The sequence below is a fragment of the Pseudomonas sp. ICMP 10191 genome (genome assembly GCF_001467335.1).
Lineage (GTDB): Bacteria > Pseudomonadota > Gammaproteobacteria > Pseudomonadales > Pseudomonadaceae > Aquipseudomonas > Aquipseudomonas cerasi.
The window spans coordinates 1-17,469 of sequence record NZ_LKGW01000115.1; the positions used below are offsets into that span (position 1 = coordinate 1).

The following is a 17,469-nucleotide window of genomic DNA, read 5'->3' on the forward strand; positions in this document are numbered from 1 at the left end:
CGGCAGGTTGAAAAAAACCGGCTTGGAAATGAAGACGGTGCGAACGGGTTAATTTTTCAGCGTCTCCCTAGGCAAGAACGGGCGCGAGATCTGGTTGCAGGCCACTTATAACCCGGTGTTTGACGAGCAAGGCAATCCGTTCAAGGTGGTGAAGTTCGCCACGGACGTGACTGCGCAGCGCAAGTCCAATTCCGAGTACGAAGGCAAGGTTGCGGCCATCGATCGCTCGCAGGGTGTCATCGAATTCGACCTTAACGGTCGCGTGCTCACCGCCAACGAAAACTTTCTCAAGGTCCTGGGTTATCGTCTGGACGAGATTCAGGGTCAGCACCATCGCATGTTCTGCGAAGACGACTACCTGAACAGTCCGGCCTATCGTGCCTTCTGGGCCAAGCTCGAACGTGGCGAGTATGACTCCGGCGAATACAAGCGCATCGGCAAGAACGGTCGCGAGTTGTGGATCAGCGCCACTTACAACCCGATATTCGACCCGGATGGTCGTCCTTACAAGGTCGTGAAGTTCGCCAACGATGTGACCGAGAGCCGCATTCGTCAGGCTGAGTCCGCGGGCAAGGTGACAGCCATCGAACGTTCTCAGGCGGTGATCGAATTCGATCTGACGGGCAAGGTGCTGCATGCCAACCGCAATTTTCTGGCGGTATTTGGCTACGAGCTCGATGAAATCGTCGGCGAGCACCACCGCATGTTCTGCTCCGAGGAATTTGTCAGCAGCCTGCAGTATCGTGAGCTCTGGGAGAAGCTGGGGCGCGGCGAGTACGACGCCAACGAATACAAGCGCAAGCGCAAGGACGGTAAGGAGATCTGGATTCAGGCCACCTACAACCCGATTTTCGATGCGCAGGGCAAACCCTACAAGATCGTCAAATTCGCGCTCGACGTGACAGATGCCAAGGAAACCAGCGTCGAGGACCAGGGCAAGGTGAATGCCATCGACCGCGCCCAGGCCGTCATCGAATTCGACATGGCCGGCAACATCATCACCGCCAATGCCAACTTCCTCAAAGCGCTGGGTTATGGCCTTCAGGAAATCAAAGGCAAGCACCACCGTATCTTTTGTGAGGAAGAATACGTGCGCGGCACCGAGTACCGTGAATTCTGGCACGGGCTGGGGCAGGGCGAGTTCTACTCCGGGCGCTTCATGCGCGTCAGCAAATATGGGCAGAAAATCTGGATTCAGGCGACGTACAGCCCGATTTTCGACCACGACGGCTTGCCGTTCAAAGTGGTGAAATTCGCCACTGACATTACCCGTCAGGTCGAGATGGAACAGGCGATAGAGGCCAAGACCCGCGCCATGGGCGAGTCGGTGAAAGCACTGATGAATGCCATTTCCTATGTGGCACAGAGTACCGAGACGGCCACCGATCTGGCCAGAATGACGCGTGAGCAGGCCAGCACCGGTTCGCAGACGCTGGTCAAGGCCTCCGACGCGATGGACATGATTGCCAAGTCCGCCGAGGGTATTCAGGACATTATTCAGGTGATCAGCGAGATCGCCAGTCAGACCAACATGCTGGCCTTCAACGCGGCTATCGAAGCGGCCAGGGCCGGTGAACATGGCCTGGGCTTTTCGGTAGTCGCCGACGAGGTGCGCAAGCTGGCCGAGAAGTCTTCGCGTGCGACCAAGGAAATCAACAAGCTGATTCTGGAAACGGTCAGCCGGATCGAGTCGGGCAACGAGATTTCGCGCAGTGCCGGCGAAGCTTTCGAACACATCGTGGAAGGCGTGATGCAGACCACTCAGGCGATTGACGGGATCAACACGGCGACAGAGAAGCAACGTCTGTCGGCGCAGGAAGTCGAGGCACTGATCGTCGAGCTGCACAAAGCCAACCTGACCGGCTACACCCAGACTCTGGACAAGGTATCCATCGGACAACCTGCATGAGCAGCCTGAATGCCTATGGCGTCGTGCAGATCAACGGTGTGTATCTGGCGGTGGTTGCCGATGCGTTGATGGAGGCCGTGCACTGGCCCGCTGATCTGCATCCCCATCCATTGACACGGGGAGCGCTGCGTGGGGTGTTTACCTTGCGTGGCAAACCGGTGCCATTGGTCGACCTGCGGGCTCAATTGGCGGAGGGCGGCGATATGTCTTCGCCGACGCCACTGGTGGCGATTCTCAAGTACGGCGGTGGCTACCTCGGGCTGGCGATTGACGCTGTGTGCGACATTCTCAAGGCCCGTGATTCTCAGTTCAGTCCACTGGGGCCAGCGGGCAGCGGTGTCGGCTTGCTGCCCTCTCTGCTGCTCGGCGCCGAAGAGTCGCGGATGATCTACAAGCTTGACCTCGACTTCATGAGTGGTTTGCCAGGCGTGATGTTCGCTGCCGATCCGAGCGCGCAAGTGCTCAAGGACGAGGCACTGGCCGCCAAGGGCCGCTTGCTGCATTACCTGGTGTTTGAGTGCGACGGCCGCAACTTCTGTATCGATGCGAGCGTTGTGACCGAGTTGGTGGACGATCCCGAGATCACGGCGTCGGATTTTGCCAGTGACTGCTGCTTCGGCGTCACCTCGGTGCGTGGCACCAAGGTCCCGGCGCTCAACCTGTCCGAAGTGCTTGGCCTGGACCACCAGCGTCAGACGTCCAAGCCGCAGTTGCTGCTGTTGACTGCGCCGGACGGGCGGGTGTGCGGGTTTGGCTACGACCGCATGGTCGCCATTCAGCGTCAGGATCCGGACAGCCTGTTGGCGGCACCGCATTATGGCCTGCCGCACCCAGAGCTGCTGGCCGGGGTCATGAACCTGGAAGAGGGGCAGCAGGCCTTGTTGCTCGATCATCCGATGCTGTTGCAGCGCCCGGAAGTCAAAAGCTACACCCAGGTTTACCAGCACGACGTCAAACCTGCCCAGGCCTCGCACGATGTGACCAAGGCCATGCTGCGCCACGCCTGCCTGCTGTTCGATGCGCCGACCCGCTTCGTGGCACCGTTGAGCCAGATCGTGGAGATCATGAGCATGCCGCAGCAATTGATCGGCCTGTCGCAGCCGGAAACGCATTTGCTGGGACAGTTCAATCTGCGCGGCGAACAGGTGCCGCTGATCTGCCTGAGCAGTCTGCTGGGCGAAGGCGCACAGGTCCAGGGCGAAGCGTCGCGTGTATTGATCGTGCGTGGCGAGCGGCTGTGCTTCGGTTTTGCAGTGAACCGCGTCGATGCGATCGACGCGTTCAATCAGTTCGATCCGGCCATGCTGGAACAAGGCTGGCAAGCCAGTACTGGCAAGGGCATTTCGGTCAATGACCGGGTCCGCTCGCTGGTCAGCGTCGGCAGTCAGGAGCGCAGTTGGCGTGCGACCCTGCTTGATCTGCAGGGCCTGGCCCGACAGCTGGAATGCAACGTTGATCAGCGCCGCACTGTGCAATCAGTCTGAACCGAATGCTCCGCGCGTGGCCTTATTTGAGTGTTCACCAGCGGAGTCAACGACCATGACTGACAAGAAAGACGAGAAAAAACCGGAACCGCAAAGCGACGTGCCCGCGCACTCGACGCCCGAAGAAAAGGAACGCCTGAAAGACTTCAACAAGGACGGTATCCCGCCTGGGGTTTGCTGACCGCTGTTGAATGCTTTTCTTAAACGCCCGGCCCACACAGGCCGGGCGTTTTCGTGTCAGGCCTTTGTGCTTCAATCGCCGCCTTTGGCGAAGTCCAGCAGCCCGGCACCCTCCATTCGGTAGCGAACCCATTCACTTTGCGGCGCAGCGCCGATCGCTTCGTAGAACTTGATGGCTGGCTCGTTCCAGTCCAGCACGCTCCACTCCAGGCGACCACAATCGTTGGCTACCGCTTCGCGAGCGATATGTCGAAGCAGTGCGCGTCCGGCGCCGATGCTGCGCTTCTCAGGAGTGATGTACAGGTCTTCCAGATACACGCCGTTGCGTCCCAGCCAGGTCGAGTAACTGTAGAAATAAACGGCATAGCCAATGGGCTGGCCGTCATGCAGGCACATCAGCGCCCTGGCCGGTGCGTTGTCGGCGAACAGGCTGCGTTGAATGTCGTTGGTACTGGCCTTGACCTCATGCCCTGCGCGTTCATAGATGGCAAGTTCGGTAATGAACGTCAGAATCTGACTGGCATCAGAGGCAGTGGCTGGACGGATTTCGAGGGACACGGAGGGCAATCCTTGGCTAATGGGCGCAGCATGATAGCCGCACTCGCCAGGCGCTCGATAGTCAGGCGTCACGCAGCAGGTCGTTGGCGTTGAGCAACTGATAGGCGATCTGTGGACGTGCTTCCAGGGCGCGGCGGATGGCGGCAGGTATCGATTGACGCGTCTTGCGACACAGCCCGACCTTTTCCTCGACGACAATGCTGATGCCGCGCATGGTGCGCACTTCATTGAAGCCCGGAGCGACGTCGACACGCACGCCCAGTTGCTGGAAAATCTTGCGCTGCATGTGCTCCAGATCTTCCAGACTTTCGATACGCTCCAGGCGATCCAGCAGGGTTTTTTCTGCGTCGCGGGACAGCAGCAGAATCCGCAGATCTGCACCTTCCGCATCCAGCAGCTCGCGCTTGCAGTCGCAAGCGCCNTTACGGATTTTCAGAGGGGCGTTCATGGGCTCAGCATAACGACTGACAAGGGCGTCTGACCATACCTCCGTGCGTGTCCGCAGCGCACGTAAAAGTCCGTCCACTGCGATATTCGCGCCGCCTCGCCGAGGCCTTACAGGTGCCGGATCAATTCGGCCATTTCATCTCGCCCTTGATAACTTTTGCACTCATTTCCAGCGAAGCCGGTTCGGCCAGTTGCGGCCAGGCTTTGTGCATGGCGTCGATCAGGGTGGTGGAATCCTTGGCTTTGGCGGCCTGTTCTTCGAAGGACTTCAGGTAGTCGGCGGTGAATGTCACAGCCTGGGTGCCTGACGGAATCTTGCCCAGGTAATGACCCGGAATTACGGTGGCCGGTTTCAGCGCCTCGATGCCTTTGAGTGTCGCGAGCCAGTCCTGACGCGATTTCGGGCTTTGCGTGTCAGCGACCCAGACATGGATGCCGCTGGAGACCACGACACCGCCAACCACTGCCTTGAGGGAGGGAATCCATACGTAACTGCGCTCGGGTGCCGGGCCGTTAAGGCCTTTGATCTGCAATGGTTGGCCTTCAAGCGTCAGGTGGTCGTCCTTGAGCTCTTCCGGCACAACCAGGCTGGTTGGCGCATTGTCCTTGAGAATCGGGCCCCAATAGGCGAGTTTGCCCTGCATCGAAGCCTTGATCGCCTTCACGGTAGGCGCGCTGGCGACGATCTTCGCTTCGGGGAACGCGGCTTTGATGACGTCCAGACCGAAGTAGTAGTCCGGGTCGCTGTGGCTGATGTAGACGGTGGTGAGTTGCTTGCCGCTGTCCTTGATCTTTTGCACCAGTGCCTCGGCGTCGTTGCGCTGGAACTGCGCATCGATGAGCACCGCGTCATGCTTGCCGGTGATCAGTTCGGATGAAACCGGGAAGACGGCTTTTTCAGCCGGGTTGTATACCTCGATCGCCAAGGGAGCGGCGGCCTGGGCTGCGAGAGGGAACAGAGCGGCGAAGGACAGGGCAAGCAGGGATTTGCGCGGCATGGGATACGACCTTTGTTTGGACAGGGCAGAGGTCGTTATCTTAGGTTGCCTCAAGTGAAACAAAAGCCTCAGTATTGGCAACTATTGATTGCTTATATCGGACGAATTGTGGATCGGATCATAGCTGCACGGGTATTCATCGCCATCAACGAGAGGGGCAGCCTCATCGCCGCCGCCGAGGCGCTGGATATGTCTAGGGCCATGGTCACGCGTTATCTGGCGCAGATGGAGCGCTGGGCCGGAGCGCGACTGCTGCACCGGACCACGCGCAAGCTCGGCTTGACCGCCCCAGGGCAAGTGACCTTGTTGCGGTGTCAGCAACTGGTCGAGCTGGCCGACGCGGTGCCACTGGCAGCCGATACGCAAGTCGACGAGCCACGCGGCATGCTGCGTATCGCCTGTTCGCAGTCACTGGCCCAGGCCGTTCTGGCACCCGCGGTGACGGCTTACCTGCAACGCTATCCCGACACCTCGGCAGACCTGCTTATCGGTAACGAGGCCGTGGATCTGGTCAGCGAGCGAATCGATCTGGCGATCCGCATCACCAATCAGTTGGACCCCAATGTCATTGCCCGTCCGCTGGGGCAGTGCGCTTCGGTGGTGTGTGCTTCTCCGGCCTATCTCGCCGTGCACGGCACACCGTCCAGGCCGCAGGAACTGTCTGCTCACAACTGCCTGACCTATTCGTACTTCGGTAAAAGCCTGTGGGAGTTTACCCGCCAGCAGATGCCGCTCAGTGTGCCGGTCGGCGGCAACCTCAGTGCCAACGATTCAGTGGTGCTGCTGGAGGCCGCAGTGGCTGGCGCCGGTGTCAGCCTGCAACCGGTGCATTCGGCGGCGCCGCTGATGGCGAGCGGCAAGCTGATCGCCCTGATGCCGGAGTACCAGCCACGGGCTTTGGGGATACACGCGATCTACACCTCAAGGCACCATCAGTCGGCAACGCTGCGCACTTTTCTGGATTTTCTGACTGAATGGTTTGAAAGGGGTAGAGATTAGATCTCCTGCTGTGGACAGGACTCAGAGCGTCCAGAACACGCGGAGCATGGGCACGATAGGGAGACACAGACGCCCATCGTTCCTCACGCTCCGCATAGGCAGGATCAGGTCTTGAACTTGCGCACCAGGCCGTCCAGCTCGCTTGACAGGATCTCCAGGCTTCTGGAATCCGCGCGGGCCGAGTCCGAGAGTTCGGCGATCAACTGGGCGTCGCCATGGATCTGGCTGATGTGCCGGTTGATGTCTTCGGCCACCTGATGCTGCTCCTCGGCAGCGGTTGCGATCTGGGTGTTCATGTCGCGAATCACATCCACTGACTCACGAATCTGCCCGAAGCTGCTGCGTGCCTGCCCGATCTTGGTCACCGATTGCTGCGATACGTCGAGGCTGGCATGCATCTGTTGCGCCACCGAGGCAGTGCGTTTGGCCAGGTTGCCCAGCAGGCTGTCGATTTCTGCGGTCGAGTCCGAGGTGCGTTTGGCCAGTGCGCGGACTTCGTCGGCTACGACGGCGAAGCCGCGCCCCTGTTCGCCTGCACGTGCTGCTTCGATGGCCGCGTTGAGGGCCAGCAGGTTGGTCTGCTCGGCAATCGAACGGATGGTATTGAGGATCGACTGAATGCCTGCGCTGTCCTTTTCCAGTTGCGTCATGTCCTTGGCCGAGCGGGTGAGTTCTTCGCTGAGCTGGTCGACGCTGCGCACCGCATCATCGATCTGCCGCTGACCTTCACGCGCCTGTTGCTGGCCGCTGTCGGCCGAGTCTGCGGCCTGGCTGCAGGAACGGGCGACTTCATTGGAGGTGGCGACCATTTCATGAAACGCCGTGGAGACCATATCCACCGCTTCGCGCTGCCGGCCAGCAGCTTCGGCCATGTCGTTGGAGACACGCGTCGAGCTGTGTGAGGCTTCGAGAATCTTCCCGGCCGCCTGACCGATGTGCTGAATCAGGCTGCGGATCGCGGTCAGGAACTTGTTGAACCAGCCCGCCAACTGCGCAGTTTCATCCTTGCCGCGCACGGCGAGGTTCTGGGTCAGGTCGCCTTCACCGCCTGCAATACCTTCCAGGCCGCTGGACACGCTGTGAATCGGGCGCACGATGACCCGGGCAAAACTGGCCCCGACAATCGCAAAGACCACCGCCAGCACCACCGCGATGATGCCGATCAACCAGGTCAGGCGGGTGGCCGAGGCCATCACTTCGTCCTGTTTGATCAGGCCGATGAAGTTCCAGCCCAGTTGCTCGGACGAGTACACATTGGCCATGTAACGCTCGCCGTTGAGTGTCACCTCGACCAGACCACTGGCGGTTTTCGCCAAATCGCTGAAGCCGTCGCCCAGTTCTCCCAGTTTCTTGAAGTTATGCTCGAGCTGTTTGGGATCGACCAGCACGGTGCCGTTCTTTTCCATCAGCATCAGATAGCCGCTTTCGCCGAGCTTGATCTGCTTGACGATGTTCGTCAGTTGCTTGAGCGATACGTCGATATTGACCACGCCACCAGGGTTGCCCAGTTTATTGGGAATCGCCCGGATGGTACTGACCAGTACCGCGTCGTCGTTGGCCCAGTAATAGGCGTCGCTGCGCACGGTTTTGCCGGCATTGGCCATCGCCGTCTTGTACCACGGCCGCACACGCGGGTCGTAGTTGCTCATTTTCGGGTCTTCCGGCGTCATGATGTAGCTGCCGTTGATCAGACCATAAGAAACGTAGGAGTAGGCCGGGTGAGCCTTGGCGATATTGGCGAACAGCTCGGTCGCCTGCCTGTCATTCTCGGACTGCGGGGGAGGCGTGGCGCCCATGTAGTTGCGGAAATCATCGCTCGCCCCGGCGATCAGCGGGTGCGCCGCGATGTAATTGACGTTCTGCGTAATGCCGTCGAAAAACAGCTGCATGGCATTGTCGACCTGGCGAATCTCACGTGCGCTACCGTCCACGAAATCACTGGTCGCCTTGTCGCGCAGGTTCACGACCACGATGGCGGCGACGACTAATATGGGCAAGCACGCAATGACTGCGAACGCCCACGTCAATTTCTGTTTGATATTCATTTGAGCTCCGGGGGGCGTGTTACTGCCGCAAGTGTCGGGTGCTGCATGGATGCAGTCTGCGACCCGAGGCATTGAGCTGAGGGTCGCTCTTATGGTCTACCAAGAGGTCAACGACTTTTTGCCAGTATTCTTTAGGCGGCTTGGCGGTAACAAACACTTGTTGTCGTTCATGAGTACGAAACGGCCTTTATTCACCGAAGCAGTAACCCGTTGTTCATGAGAGGCGCCCCCCAAACTCGGTCATGGCATCCAGCATCGCGTCCTTGAAGTAAGCCAGTGAAGCCCGATCGAAGAGGATCTGGAAACAGGGTTCAGCCTGCGCGCCGAGGTTGATGACGATCACATTGATGCGCGCTGCCGAGGTCTGCGCCACCGAACCTGTCGCAAACGCTTCGGGGCGCAGATCCACCCCACACAGTTTGGCCATCACCTCGGCGATGCACGCGCCACTCAGTTGCAGCCAGGCATGGCTGTCTTCGCGAGGCAGCAGGTAATTGGCGCTGTGGTCGAGCTCCCAGCGAGCTTCTTCATCGGCGATGCGCTGCCCGTCATCGTGCGGGCTGCCCAGCAGCAGGTATTCGGTCTGTGAAAGGCGCGCGACGTGGCTGCCGTCCGCCTGTGTGACGGCGCGGTTCGGTGCCTCGGGCAGGTTGAAGCCGCTTGCCGTCAGGTAGTCAGCGCTTTGCGTACCGCGAAATCCCACGCGTGGCCGATCGGTCAGGTCTTGCAGCGTGCACAAGGCGCGCGCGTTGGCGCCGAGAGGACTGTTCTGGAGAAGGCTGGTCATGGGTCAGAGCTCCTGGCGCTGGTTTTCAGGGTCGAAGAAGGGCAGTTTCACGACGGTTGCCTGAACCACCACGCCATCTTCGACGCGGATCGGAATCTGCTGGCCGGGTGTGCTCTGGTCGAACGCGGCATAGGCCATGCCGATGATCATGCCCAGGGTCGAGGAGTACTCGCAGGACGTCACGTTGCCACTGATGTCCGGGCCCTTGAGCACCAGATGCCCCTCGAGCGGCAGCGGGCTGGCCTTGGGCAGGGTGAAGCCAACCAGTTTGCGCTTTGGCGGCTGGGCTTCGAGGATGTCCACCGAGCGGCGGCCGACGAAGAAAGGTTTGCTCCGGCTGACCGCCCAACCCATGTCGATTTCGGCCGGATGGGTCATGCCGTCGGTGTCCTGGCTGATGATGACGTGGCCTTTTTCCAGACGTAACAGACGTTGCGTCTCGACGCCGAACGGACGCATGTCGAAGACCTTGCCAGCCTCGACAAGTGCATCCCAGAGCCTGAGCGCGTGACGAGCGGGGACGTGGATCTCGTAGCCCAGTTCGCCGACGAAACCGACCCGTAGCAGCCGCGCCTTGATACCGGCAACAGTGCCCAGGCGCACGCCAAGATAAGGGAAACCTTCGGCAGACAGATCAAGGTCGGTACAGACCTGCTCCAGCACCTTGCGTGAATCCGGCCCCGCCACGTTGACCGCGGCAATGGCCGCCGTGACGTTGGTGATGTCCACGTTCAGACGCCACTGGGCATTCCACTTGAGCATCTGCTGATAAATGCGATCCACGCCGCTGGTGGTGGCGGTAACGTAGAAATGCTGTTCGGCAAAGCGCGCGCAAACGCCGTCGTCGATGACCACACCTTGTTCGTTGGTCATCAGCGCATAACGCGAACGCCCGACCGGCTGTTTCAGAAAGGCGAAGGTATACATGCGGTTGAGCAGCTCGGCGGCATCGGGGCCGCGCACGTCCAGGCCGCCGAGTGTCGACACGTCGATGATGCCGACCTTGTTACGCACGTGCAGCGCTTCCTGCTGCATGCAGGCATCGCGTTGCGAGGCTTTGCCATAGAACGCCGGACGCTGCCAGATCCCGGCCGGCATCATCTTCGCACCGGCCTGCACATGACGCTGGTGCATGGGCGTCTGCCGATACGGATCGAAGGCACGGCCCGCAACGTGTGCCAGTTTCTCTGCCTCGAAGGGCGGTCGGGCTGTGGTTACGCCGGTTTCACTGATACTGCGCTGTGTCGAAGCGGCCACCAGTCGCGCGGTCGGCAGTGCCGAATGACGACCCTGTGACGGGCCCATGCCTACCGTGGAATAGCGTTTTACCAACTGGATGTCGCGATAGCCGATGCGCGTGGCATTGACGATATCGCGTACCTGAAGGTCTTCGTCGAAATCGACAAAATCCTTGCCGTCAGGGTGCGGGAAGATCGGCCAGGCGAAGTTGACCTGCGCTTCGCTGCGCAGCGGAGCAGGGCTTTCAGCCGATGTCAGGCCCAGTGCCGTGACCACGCCGGCGGCAGCATGCGCAGCATCGGCCAGCACGTTGTCCAGCGCGTGGTAACCGTTGACCGAGCCTGCAATGCCAAGATTCTTCGGCAGGCTGCTGATGGCGAATTCGGCCTGCTGATCGTCATAGGCCAGCTTGCCGCCGGCCTGACACAACAACTGGTAGACCGGCATGTAGCCGCCGGACATGCACAGCAGGTCGCAGTCGACGCGCGAGCCGCTGTTCGCCACCTGACCCTGGCCAGTGATTTTGCGCAGCTCGGCACCGCTCACATGGCGCATGCCTTTCTCATGCAGCGCTTCATAGACCGTTGTGTTCACGTGGCAGACGATGCCGCGCTTCTCCAGCGCAAGCCGCAGCGTCCGGTCCGACGGGCTGCTGCGCATGTCGGCCACTGCGACCACATCGACGCCCTGATCGTGCAAGTCCAGTGCGGCGAGGTAACCGTCATCGTTGCCGGTCAGCACCACCGCGCGTTTGCCGGGCTTGACGGCGTACAACTTGATCAGGCGCTGTACGGCGCTGGTCAGCATGACGCCGGGGAGATCGTTGTTACGGAAAATCACCGGCTGATCGAACGAGCCGCTGCATACCAGACAGTGTGTGGCGCGCACCTTGTACAAACGCTTGCCCTGAATCACCGGCAGGTAATTGTCGGTGAACCATGCGTTGCAGGTCGCTTGCTTGAGCACCTGGATACTGTCATGTGCTTCTACCGCAGCGACCAGTTCACGCCGCAGCTGTTCGGCACGCAGGCCGTCGACATCGAAGCGGGCATAGGCCAGCGAACCGCCGAGAATGGGCTGCTGTTCGATCAGCAACACCTTGGCGCCTGCATTGGCGGCGCTCAGTGCTGCCTGCAAGCCGGCAGGTCCCGCGCCGATCACCGCCAGATCCGTGAACAGGTAGGCCTTGTCGTAGTACTCGGGCTGAAACGCCAGGTCCAGCACGCCAAGGCCGGCCTTCTTGCGAATGATTGGCTCCCAGACTTTCCACATGCCCTTGGGCTTGTAGAACGAGCGGTAATAGAAACCCACCGGCATGAACTTCGAGAACTTGCCCAGGTACGCGTCCCGGTCGTTGTCCAGCGAGCCGTTGAAGTTCTGGCCGGTGGCCTGCAAGCCTTCCTGCAGGGCAACGGTGTCGGCCATCACGTTGGGCTCGTGAGGCAACTGGATCAGGCTGTTGGCGTCCTGCCCGGCCATGGTCAGGGGGCCGCGCGGGCGATGGTACTTGAACGACCGCGAAAGCAGGAAGCGACCGTTGGCCAGCAGAGCACTGGCGATACTGTCGCCCTGCAGGCCCTGATAGGTTTTGCCATCGAAGCTGAACGTGAGCGGCCGGGTGCGATCGATCAGCAGGCCCATGGGCGCGGGCAGGCGGGCGGGGGTGGTCATCCTGCGATCTCCTTGGAGGCGAGGGGGGCGAAGTCGATACGTGCGGTAAACAGGTCGCGTGGGTCGAAGGTGCGGATGATCTCGTCGCTGCCGGTGTGGCGCTCGGCCAGGAACCAGTAGCTGGAGGGGTTGTGCATCCACCACTCGCACACCACGCCCAGTGTGTCTTCACTGTTGAACACGTAATCGGCCCACTCGCTGTCGCTGCAGGTTTGCGGGTCGGGCATATGTTTGAATTCCCCGCCGTAGGTGAACTCGCTGATGTTGCGCGGCCCGTTGAGCGGGCAGGTCATGATTTTCATGTGTCGCTCTCCGTCAGTGGCTGGCCGCTGTTGCGCCCATTTCGTTGACTTGCTGGAAGGTTGAGAAGCGTTCGAGCGCGAATGGCCTGATCAACTCGGGCACCTTGCCGCCGCTGGCAACCAGTTCTGCCATGGTCTTGCCGCAGATCGGCGTGGCCTTGAAGCCCCACGTGCCCCAGCCCGCATCGAGGTAGTAGTTCCTGACGGGGGAAAGGCCCATGATCGGGCTGTAGTCCGGGGTCATGTCGGTGATCCCGGCCCATTGGCGCATCAGTTTGGCGTTGGCCAGAAACGGAAACATCTCGATGGCGTGGGCCAGCAGGCTTTCCTTGAGGTCCAGCGTCGAGCGGCTGTTGAACAACGGGTACGGATCAGAACCGCCGCCAAACACCACTTCGCCACGGCTGGTCTGCTGCACATAGCAGTGCAGGGCGGACGAACTCACCAGCGGATCGAGAAAGGGTTTGAAAGGTTGAGTGACCATCGCCTGCAGCGGGAAGGTCTGGATCGGCGAGCGAATCCCGGCCTTCTTCATCATCTGCGAACTCATGCCCGCCACCGCCTGTACGGCGCAGCCGCACTGGATGGTGCCGCGATTGGTCTTCACCGCAGTGATGGTGCCGTTCTCGATCACCAGTTCCTGCACTTCGGTCAGTTGATGAATCTCCACACCGCGCTTGGCCGCCTGCTTGGCGTAGCCCCAGGCAACCGCGTCATGCCGGGCGGTGCCGCCGTCGATGTGCCACAGGCCGGCGAGCACCGGCAGATGACCGGGGTCCAGATTGAGGCTCGGCACCAGTTCGCGGATCTGCTGGCGGTCGATCATCTCGGTGCGGCCGCCGAAATGCTTGTTGACCTCGGCGCGCTGGCGGAACGAACGGACCGTGGCATCGGTATGCGCGAGGGTCAGTTGGCCGCGCTCGGAGTACATAATGTTGAAGTCGAACTCGTTGGACAGGCCCTGAAACATCTTCACCGACTCGGCATAGAACTTCACACCTTCGCTGGTCAGGTAATTGGAGCGGATCACCGCCGTGTTGCGCGCCGTGTTGCCGCCGCCCAGGTAACCTTTTTCCAGCACGGCGATATTGGTGATGCCATGGTATTTCGACAGGTAGTAGGCGGTGGCCAGGCCATGCCCGCCGCCGCCGATGATCACCACGTCGTAGGAGGACTTCAGTTCCTTCGGCGCAGGCAGATCTACCTCGACCGGGTACTCCGAACTGAGCCCGTATTTCAACAGGTTGAAAGGCATACGGCCTCCGATTGGCTGCGTTGCGCGTGGGCCTGCTGCCGGGCAGCAGTCACGGTGTTTTTCATCAGAAAAGCGATGGTCATCGGTCCGACCCCGCCGGGAACGGGCGTGATCGCAGAGGCGACTTCGATGGCGCTGTCGAAGTCCACATCGCCCACCAGGCGGCTACGGCCGTGGTCGTCGATGCGGTTGATACCGACATCGATCACCACCGCGCCGCGCTTGAGCCAGCTGGCATCTATCAGGCGCGGGCGGCCAACCGCTGCCACGACGATGTCGGCCAACTGACACAAGGCCCTGGCATCATTACTGCGCGAATGCACCACCGTCACCGAGCAGTGCGCTTGCAGCAGCAGGGCGGCCATGGGTTTGCCGACGATGTTGGAACGACCGATTACCACCGCATGCTTGCCGCTCAGATCGCCGCAGGTTTCTTCGAGCAAGTGCAGGCAGCCGCTGGGGGTGCAGGGCGTCAATACGTTGCGCCCCTGGCTCAGACCACCGACGTTTTCACTGTGAAAGCCGTCTACGTCCTTGCCCGGATCGATAGCCTGCAGGACGCGGTTTTCTTCTATGTGAGCGGGTAAGGGCAGTTGCAGGAGAATGCCGTGTACCGTGTTGTCGGCATTCAATTCGGCAATCAGCGCCAGTAAGCGGGCCTGGCTGCTGTCGGCCGGCAGGCGGTGTTCCAGCGAGCGAATGCCGGCTTCCTCGGCACGCAGGATCTTGTTGCGTACGTAAACCTCACTGGCCGCGTCATTACCGACCAGAATGACCGCCAGTGCCGGTTCGATGCCTTCGACCTTCAAGGTGTTCACATCGTGTCTGACCTGTTGCAGAACGCGAGCGGCGGCGGCCTTGCCGTCGATGATGTGTGCGCTCATCGGAACACCACCGTTCGATCCGTGTTGAGAAACACGCGGTGCTCCAGGTGATATTTGACGGCCCGCGACAGCGCGATGGTTTCGTTATTGCGTCCCGCCGCGACCAGGTCGGCAGGCAGGTAGACGTGATCGACGCGCTGCACTTCCTGCTCGATGATCGGACCTTCGTCCAGGTCACTGGTGACGTAGTGCGCGGTGGCACCGATCAGCTTCACACCGCGCTCGTAAGCCTGATGGTAGGGCTTGGCGCCTTTGAAACCCGGCAGAAACGAGTGATGGATATTGATCGCCCGGCCAGCCAGTTGCTGGCACAGGTCGTCGGAGAGAATCTGCATGTAGCGCGCCAGTACTACTAGCTCGGTGCCGGTTTCATCGACCACCTTCATCAGTGCGGCTTCCTGCGCGGCCTTGGTTTCTCGGGTCACGGGCAGGTAGATGAAGCGAATCCCCTCACGTTCGGCCATCGGTCGCAGGTCAAGATGATTGGACACGATGGCCGTGATGGTCATGTCCATTTCGCCCTTGTGGTAGCGGTACAGCAGGTCGGTCAGGCAGTGATCGAACTTGCTGACCATCAGCAGCACACGCATCGGCCGGCGCGTGTCGTGTAGCTCCCACTGCATGGCAAAGTCGTTGGCAACGGCGTCGAAGCCGGCTTTCAACTGCTGGATGTCGCCCTCATGACCATCGTTGAAGCGAAACACTGCACGCATGAAAAAAGTGCCGCTGTACTCATCGTCGAACTGGGCCATTTCACCGATGTAGCAGCTGTTGCCAGCCAGGTAGGAAGTCACCGCCGCGACAATCCCGGAGGTCGCCGGGCAGCTGATCTTCAGGATGAAATGGTTCTTCTCGTGTTGCATGGCGTGTCCTCTGAAGGGTAGCGGCAGTTTGGCGCAGGGCGAAAAAGGTCAGGTGCAGAGGTTTTTCGTCGATGAATAAAATTCTCTACAGGAATTTAATATTCTCGAAGACTGTTTTATAGGCGAAAGGAAATCCAGCGTCCAGAGGTTTCTGGAAACTTTGTTTACTAAAGGGAATATTGCAGGTTTCTTGCGGGGGGGGGGGGCGGGATCGCCGGATTTCACTGTAGTGGCAAGCTGCTATTCCGGCGGAGCGTTGCGCCCGCTGGAAATATTCACGGCCCGGTCAATGCGTGATGCCTATTTCATCCCGATCAGGCCCTTGGCCTGGCTACGGCTATCGGAGTCCATATTATTGGACGACATCGCGTTATTCAGCGCGCTCATGGCTTGGGACAACGCTGATTGCATGCTCCTGATGGTGGACGTCAAAAGCTCTCTCTGCCGTTTCTTCTCATCTTCCGACAGGGTCTTGTCGTTCAGCAGTTCCATCAATTCCTGGTTCTTTTCAGCGATCTTATCCTGAAGCTTGCGGATGTTTTTCAAGACTTCCTTGACGTCCTCAGGCAGGCCGGACCGATCAATGTCCGCGTTCCTTTCACTTTCGAGTTTTTCCTGACCTTCCTTCGAGATCTGAACCTTAACAGCGGCAGGTGTAACACTGGATACTGCGGAGCTTTCTGTCACCGAAGCTGGCGTTGAGCTCACGACTTGAATATTCATGATCGGAGGGGTGTCGAAAGGTGCGATTTTCATTGAGGTTCCGGTCCCGGAGGATTTGTGGAGTCTTGTTTAGTACGCCTATCGGCCCGCAACAGCGGGCCTTTAGATTGATGTATCTATTTTGTACAAAATTGTATATTCGCGCACGCATTCCATGGTCAGGCTCTTGGGTTGAACCTGACTGCCTGACCAAGGCTTCGACGATGTTTGCTGTGACTTGACCGAACTCGGCCACTCATTGAAGCCGCAGCTGGAAATGCTGTCCGCATGGGTAAGCATCAACAGGCAGGCAATCGAGCAGGCACGCGCAAAGTGCGATCAGCAAGGTTCTCCGGCAACGTCGGCCGAAGATACCTTGCGTGGCTGAGTAGAAGTTATTTGCTACTGCGCGTCATCAGTCGTGATGCGCTTCACCAACAAACGTCAGCGAGGTAAACAAGCCGCGTTCAGCGATGTCGGCGTTGTCCTTGACCGGCAGCGTGACTTCGGCGGCGATGATATTCAGCCCCTCGTTACGCACGATGACGCTGGCCAGACCTTGTGCATCGGTTTCGGCGCTGACGACATCCGGTGCACTGCGGTAATCGCCGATCAGTTTGATGCCGGCGGCGGGTTTGCCGTCGATCAGTACGCGCACCGGCAGTGGTTTGCCTGCGCCGACTTTCAAAGGGTCGGTCTGCGGCACGATCACGAAATTCAACTTGTTGAACGCTGGCAGGTGCGCGCCTTCGGCGTAAATGGCCACGCTGTATTTGAAGGTGTGGATGGAGTCGGTGCCATTGGGTACTTTGCTGCGACCTTCATTGACCCATCGCTTCTCGGCGTCGCGCGTCCACATGCCGTTATCCAGCGCAACGCTCATGACCGCAGGCGGCTTGAGCGGCACCAGACGCGCGTGGTCTTCAAGGCGTTGTACCGTCACCGGGATCATTTTGCCCTGCAGGTCGTAGGCCCACGCGCCGCTGACTTTCTGCGCCTTGAAAGCGTTGTCTTCGGCGCCATGACCGTAGACCACTTCGATATTGCCGCGACGCTGTTCGGTCCACAGACCGTGCGCATTGACGTGGCTGGCGAACAAAGCGCCGAGCAGGCCCAGGGCCAGGAAAGGTTTGTTTGAAAGCATGA

General features: G+C 60.0%; 16 protein-coding genes and 1 pseudogene. 4 read left to right on the forward strand and 13 right to left on the reverse strand.

Going from position 1 to position 17,469, the window contains the following annotated elements:
- Positions 1-88 precede the first annotated feature (88 nt).
- Genes AO388_RS16325 through AO388_RS29930 form a run of 3 tightly spaced genes read left to right on the forward strand, consistent with a single transcriptional unit; the run spans position 89 to position 3,574 of the window.
- Positions 89-1,909, forward strand: a complete 1,821-nt coding sequence (locus AO388_RS16325) for a methyl-accepting chemotaxis protein (RefSeq protein WP_442963822.1) — start codon at positions 89-91, stop codon at positions 1,907-1,909.
- The gene (locus AO388_RS16330; protein WP_054081842.1) at positions 1,906-3,393 is read left to right on the forward strand and encodes a chemotaxis protein CheW; all 1,488 of its coding nucleotides are present in this window, start codon (positions 1,906-1,908) and stop codon (positions 3,391-3,393) included. The genes AO388_RS16325 and AO388_RS16330 overlap by 4 nt, the downstream gene beginning before the upstream one ends.
- A 55-nt stretch (positions 3,394-3,448) precedes the next feature.
- Positions 3,449-3,574, forward strand: coding sequence for a hypothetical protein (locus tag AO388_RS29930; protein WP_003315538.1), 126 nt, complete (start codon positions 3,449-3,451; stop codon positions 3,572-3,574).
- 71 nt (positions 3,575-3,645) lie between these two features.
- Here AO388_RS29930 and AO388_RS16335 read toward each other — a convergent pair whose 3' ends face one another.
- From AO388_RS16335 to AO388_RS16345, 3 genes are all read right to left on the reverse strand, one after another.
- Positions 3,646-4,131, reverse strand: a complete 486-nt coding sequence (locus tag AO388_RS16335; RefSeq protein ID WP_003367094.1) for a GNAT family N-acetyltransferase — start codon at positions 4,129-4,131, stop codon at positions 3,646-3,648.
- Between the two features lie 61 nt (positions 4,132-4,192).
- Complete coding sequence (locus AO388_RS16340; RefSeq protein ID WP_058416750.1) at positions 4,193-4,579, reverse strand: hypothetical protein; 387 nt, start codon at positions 4,577-4,579, stop codon at positions 4,193-4,195.
- A gap of 121 nt (positions 4,580-4,700) precedes the next feature.
- On the reverse strand, positions 4,701-5,576 hold the full coding sequence (locus AO388_RS16345; protein ID WP_058416751.1) for an MBL fold metallo-hydrolase: 876 nt from the start codon (positions 5,574-5,576) through the stop codon (positions 4,701-4,703).
- A gap of 108 nt (positions 5,577-5,684) precedes the next feature.
- On the opposite strand from AO388_RS16345, the gene AO388_RS16350 reads away from it, so the two are divergent.
- Positions 5,685-6,575: a LysR family transcriptional regulator gene (locus tag AO388_RS16350; protein WP_063613809.1), complete on the forward strand. Its 891-nt coding sequence runs from the start codon at positions 5,685-5,687 to the stop codon at positions 6,573-6,575.
- 104 nt (positions 6,576-6,679) lie between these two features.
- Here the strand turns inward: AO388_RS16350 and AO388_RS30320 are convergent, their stop codons facing one another.
- The 10 genes and pseudogenes from AO388_RS30320 to AO388_RS16400 all read right to left on the reverse strand — a co-directional run bounded on the left by AO388_RS30320 (position 6,680) and on the right by AO388_RS16400 (position 17,467).
- On the reverse strand, positions 6,680-7,447 hold the full coding sequence (locus tag AO388_RS30320; protein WP_371857159.1) for a methyl-accepting chemotaxis protein: 768 nt from the start codon (positions 7,445-7,447) through the stop codon (positions 6,680-6,682).
- Positions 7,448-7,537: 90 nt separating this feature from the next.
- Positions 7,538-8,692: pseudogene (locus AO388_RS30325) on the reverse strand (HAMP domain-containing protein); the annotation flags it as partial.
- Between the two features lie 142 nt (positions 8,693-8,834).
- Entirely contained in the window at positions 8,835-9,407 is a 573-nt protein-coding gene (locus AO388_RS16360) for a sarcosine oxidase subunit gamma (RefSeq protein ID WP_058416754.1), read from the reverse strand.
- A 3-nt stretch (positions 9,408-9,410) separates the two neighbouring features.
- A complete protein-coding gene (locus AO388_RS16365) occupies positions 9,411-12,317 on the reverse strand; it encodes a 2Fe-2S iron-sulfur cluster-binding protein (protein WP_058416755.1) in 2,907 nt (968 codons plus the stop codon).
- A complete protein-coding gene (locus tag AO388_RS16370; RefSeq protein WP_003367099.1) occupies positions 12,314-12,619 on the reverse strand; it encodes a sarcosine oxidase subunit delta in 306 nt (101 codons plus the stop codon). The genes AO388_RS16365 and AO388_RS16370 overlap by 4 nt, the downstream gene beginning before the upstream one ends.
- A 13-nt stretch (positions 12,620-12,632) precedes the next feature.
- Positions 12,633-13,874 (reverse strand): FAD-dependent oxidoreductase, encoded by a 1,242-nt coding sequence (locus AO388_RS16375; RefSeq protein WP_054081840.1) that lies wholly within the window; start codon positions 13,872-13,874, stop codon positions 12,633-12,635.
- Complete coding sequence (folD, locus tag AO388_RS16380) at positions 13,856-14,758, reverse strand: bifunctional methylenetetrahydrofolate dehydrogenase/methenyltetrahydrofolate cyclohydrolase FolD (RefSeq protein ID WP_058396788.1); 903 nt, start codon at positions 14,756-14,758, stop codon at positions 13,856-13,858. Before folD ends, AO388_RS16375 begins: the two co-directional genes overlap by 19 nt.
- Positions 14,755-15,621 carry a formyltetrahydrofolate deformylase gene (purU, locus tag AO388_RS16385; protein ID WP_003346974.1) on the reverse strand — a complete coding sequence of 289 codons (867 nt, stop codon included), beginning with the start codon at positions 15,619-15,621 and terminating at the stop codon, positions 14,755-14,757. Before purU ends, folD begins: the two co-directional genes overlap by 4 nt.
- Before the next feature lie 300 nt (positions 15,622-15,921).
- Positions 15,922-16,377 (reverse strand): hypothetical protein, encoded by a 456-nt coding sequence (locus tag AO388_RS16390; protein ID WP_024663487.1) that lies wholly within the window; start codon positions 16,375-16,377, stop codon positions 15,922-15,924.
- A 361-nt stretch (positions 16,378-16,738) separates the two neighbouring features.
- The gene (locus AO388_RS16400) at positions 16,739-17,467 is read right to left on the reverse strand and encodes a DUF4198 domain-containing protein (protein WP_003367111.1); all 729 of its coding nucleotides are present in this window, start codon (positions 17,465-17,467) and stop codon (positions 16,739-16,741) included.
- Between the last annotated feature and the right edge of the window lie 2 nt (positions 17,468-17,469).

Bases quoted from the DNA above. Each gene is read 5' to 3' on its own strand.
- AO388_RS16330 (WP_054081842.1), top strand. From the start codon at position 1,906: ATGAGCAGCCTGAATGCCTATGGCGTCGTGCAGATCAACGGTGTGTAT.
- AO388_RS29930 (WP_003315538.1), top strand. From the start codon at position 3,449: ATGACTGACAAGAAAGACGAGAAAAAACCGGAACCGCAAAGCGACGTG.
- AO388_RS16345 (WP_058416751.1), bottom strand. From the start codon at position 5,576: ATGCCGCGCAAATCCCTGCTTGCCCTGTCCTTCGCCGCTCTGTTCCCT.
- AO388_RS30320 (WP_371857159.1), bottom strand. From the start codon at position 7,447: ATGGCCGAAGCTGCTGGCCGGCAGCGCGAAGCGGTGGATATGGTCTCC.
- AO388_RS16360 (WP_058416754.1), bottom strand. From the start codon at position 9,407: ATGACCAGCCTTCTCCAGAACAGTCCTCTCGGCGCCAACGCGCGCGCC.
- AO388_RS16365 (WP_058416755.1), bottom strand. From the start codon at position 12,317: ATGACCACCCCCGCCCGCCTGCCCGCGCCCATGGGCCTGCTGATCGAT.
- AO388_RS16370 (WP_003367099.1), bottom strand. From the start codon at position 12,619: ATGAAAATCATGACCTGCCCGCTCAACGGGCCGCGCAACATCAGCGAG.
- AO388_RS16375 (WP_054081840.1), bottom strand. From the start codon at position 13,874: ATGCCTTTCAACCTGTTGAAATACGGGCTCAGTTCGGAGTACCCGGTC.
- folD (WP_058396788.1), bottom strand. From the start codon at position 14,758: ATGAGCGCACACATCATCGACGGCAAGGCCGCCGCCGCTCGCGTTCTG.
- purU (WP_003346974.1), bottom strand. From the start codon at position 15,621: ATGCAACACGAGAAGAACCATTTCATCCTGAAGATCAGCTGCCCGGCG.
- AO388_RS16390 (WP_024663487.1), bottom strand. From the start codon at position 16,377: ATGAAAATCGCACCTTTCGACACCCCTCCGATCATGAATATTCAAGTC.
- AO388_RS16400 (WP_003367111.1), bottom strand. From the start codon at position 17,467: ATGCTTTCAAACAAACCTTTCCTGGCCCTGGGCCTGCTCGGCGCTTTG.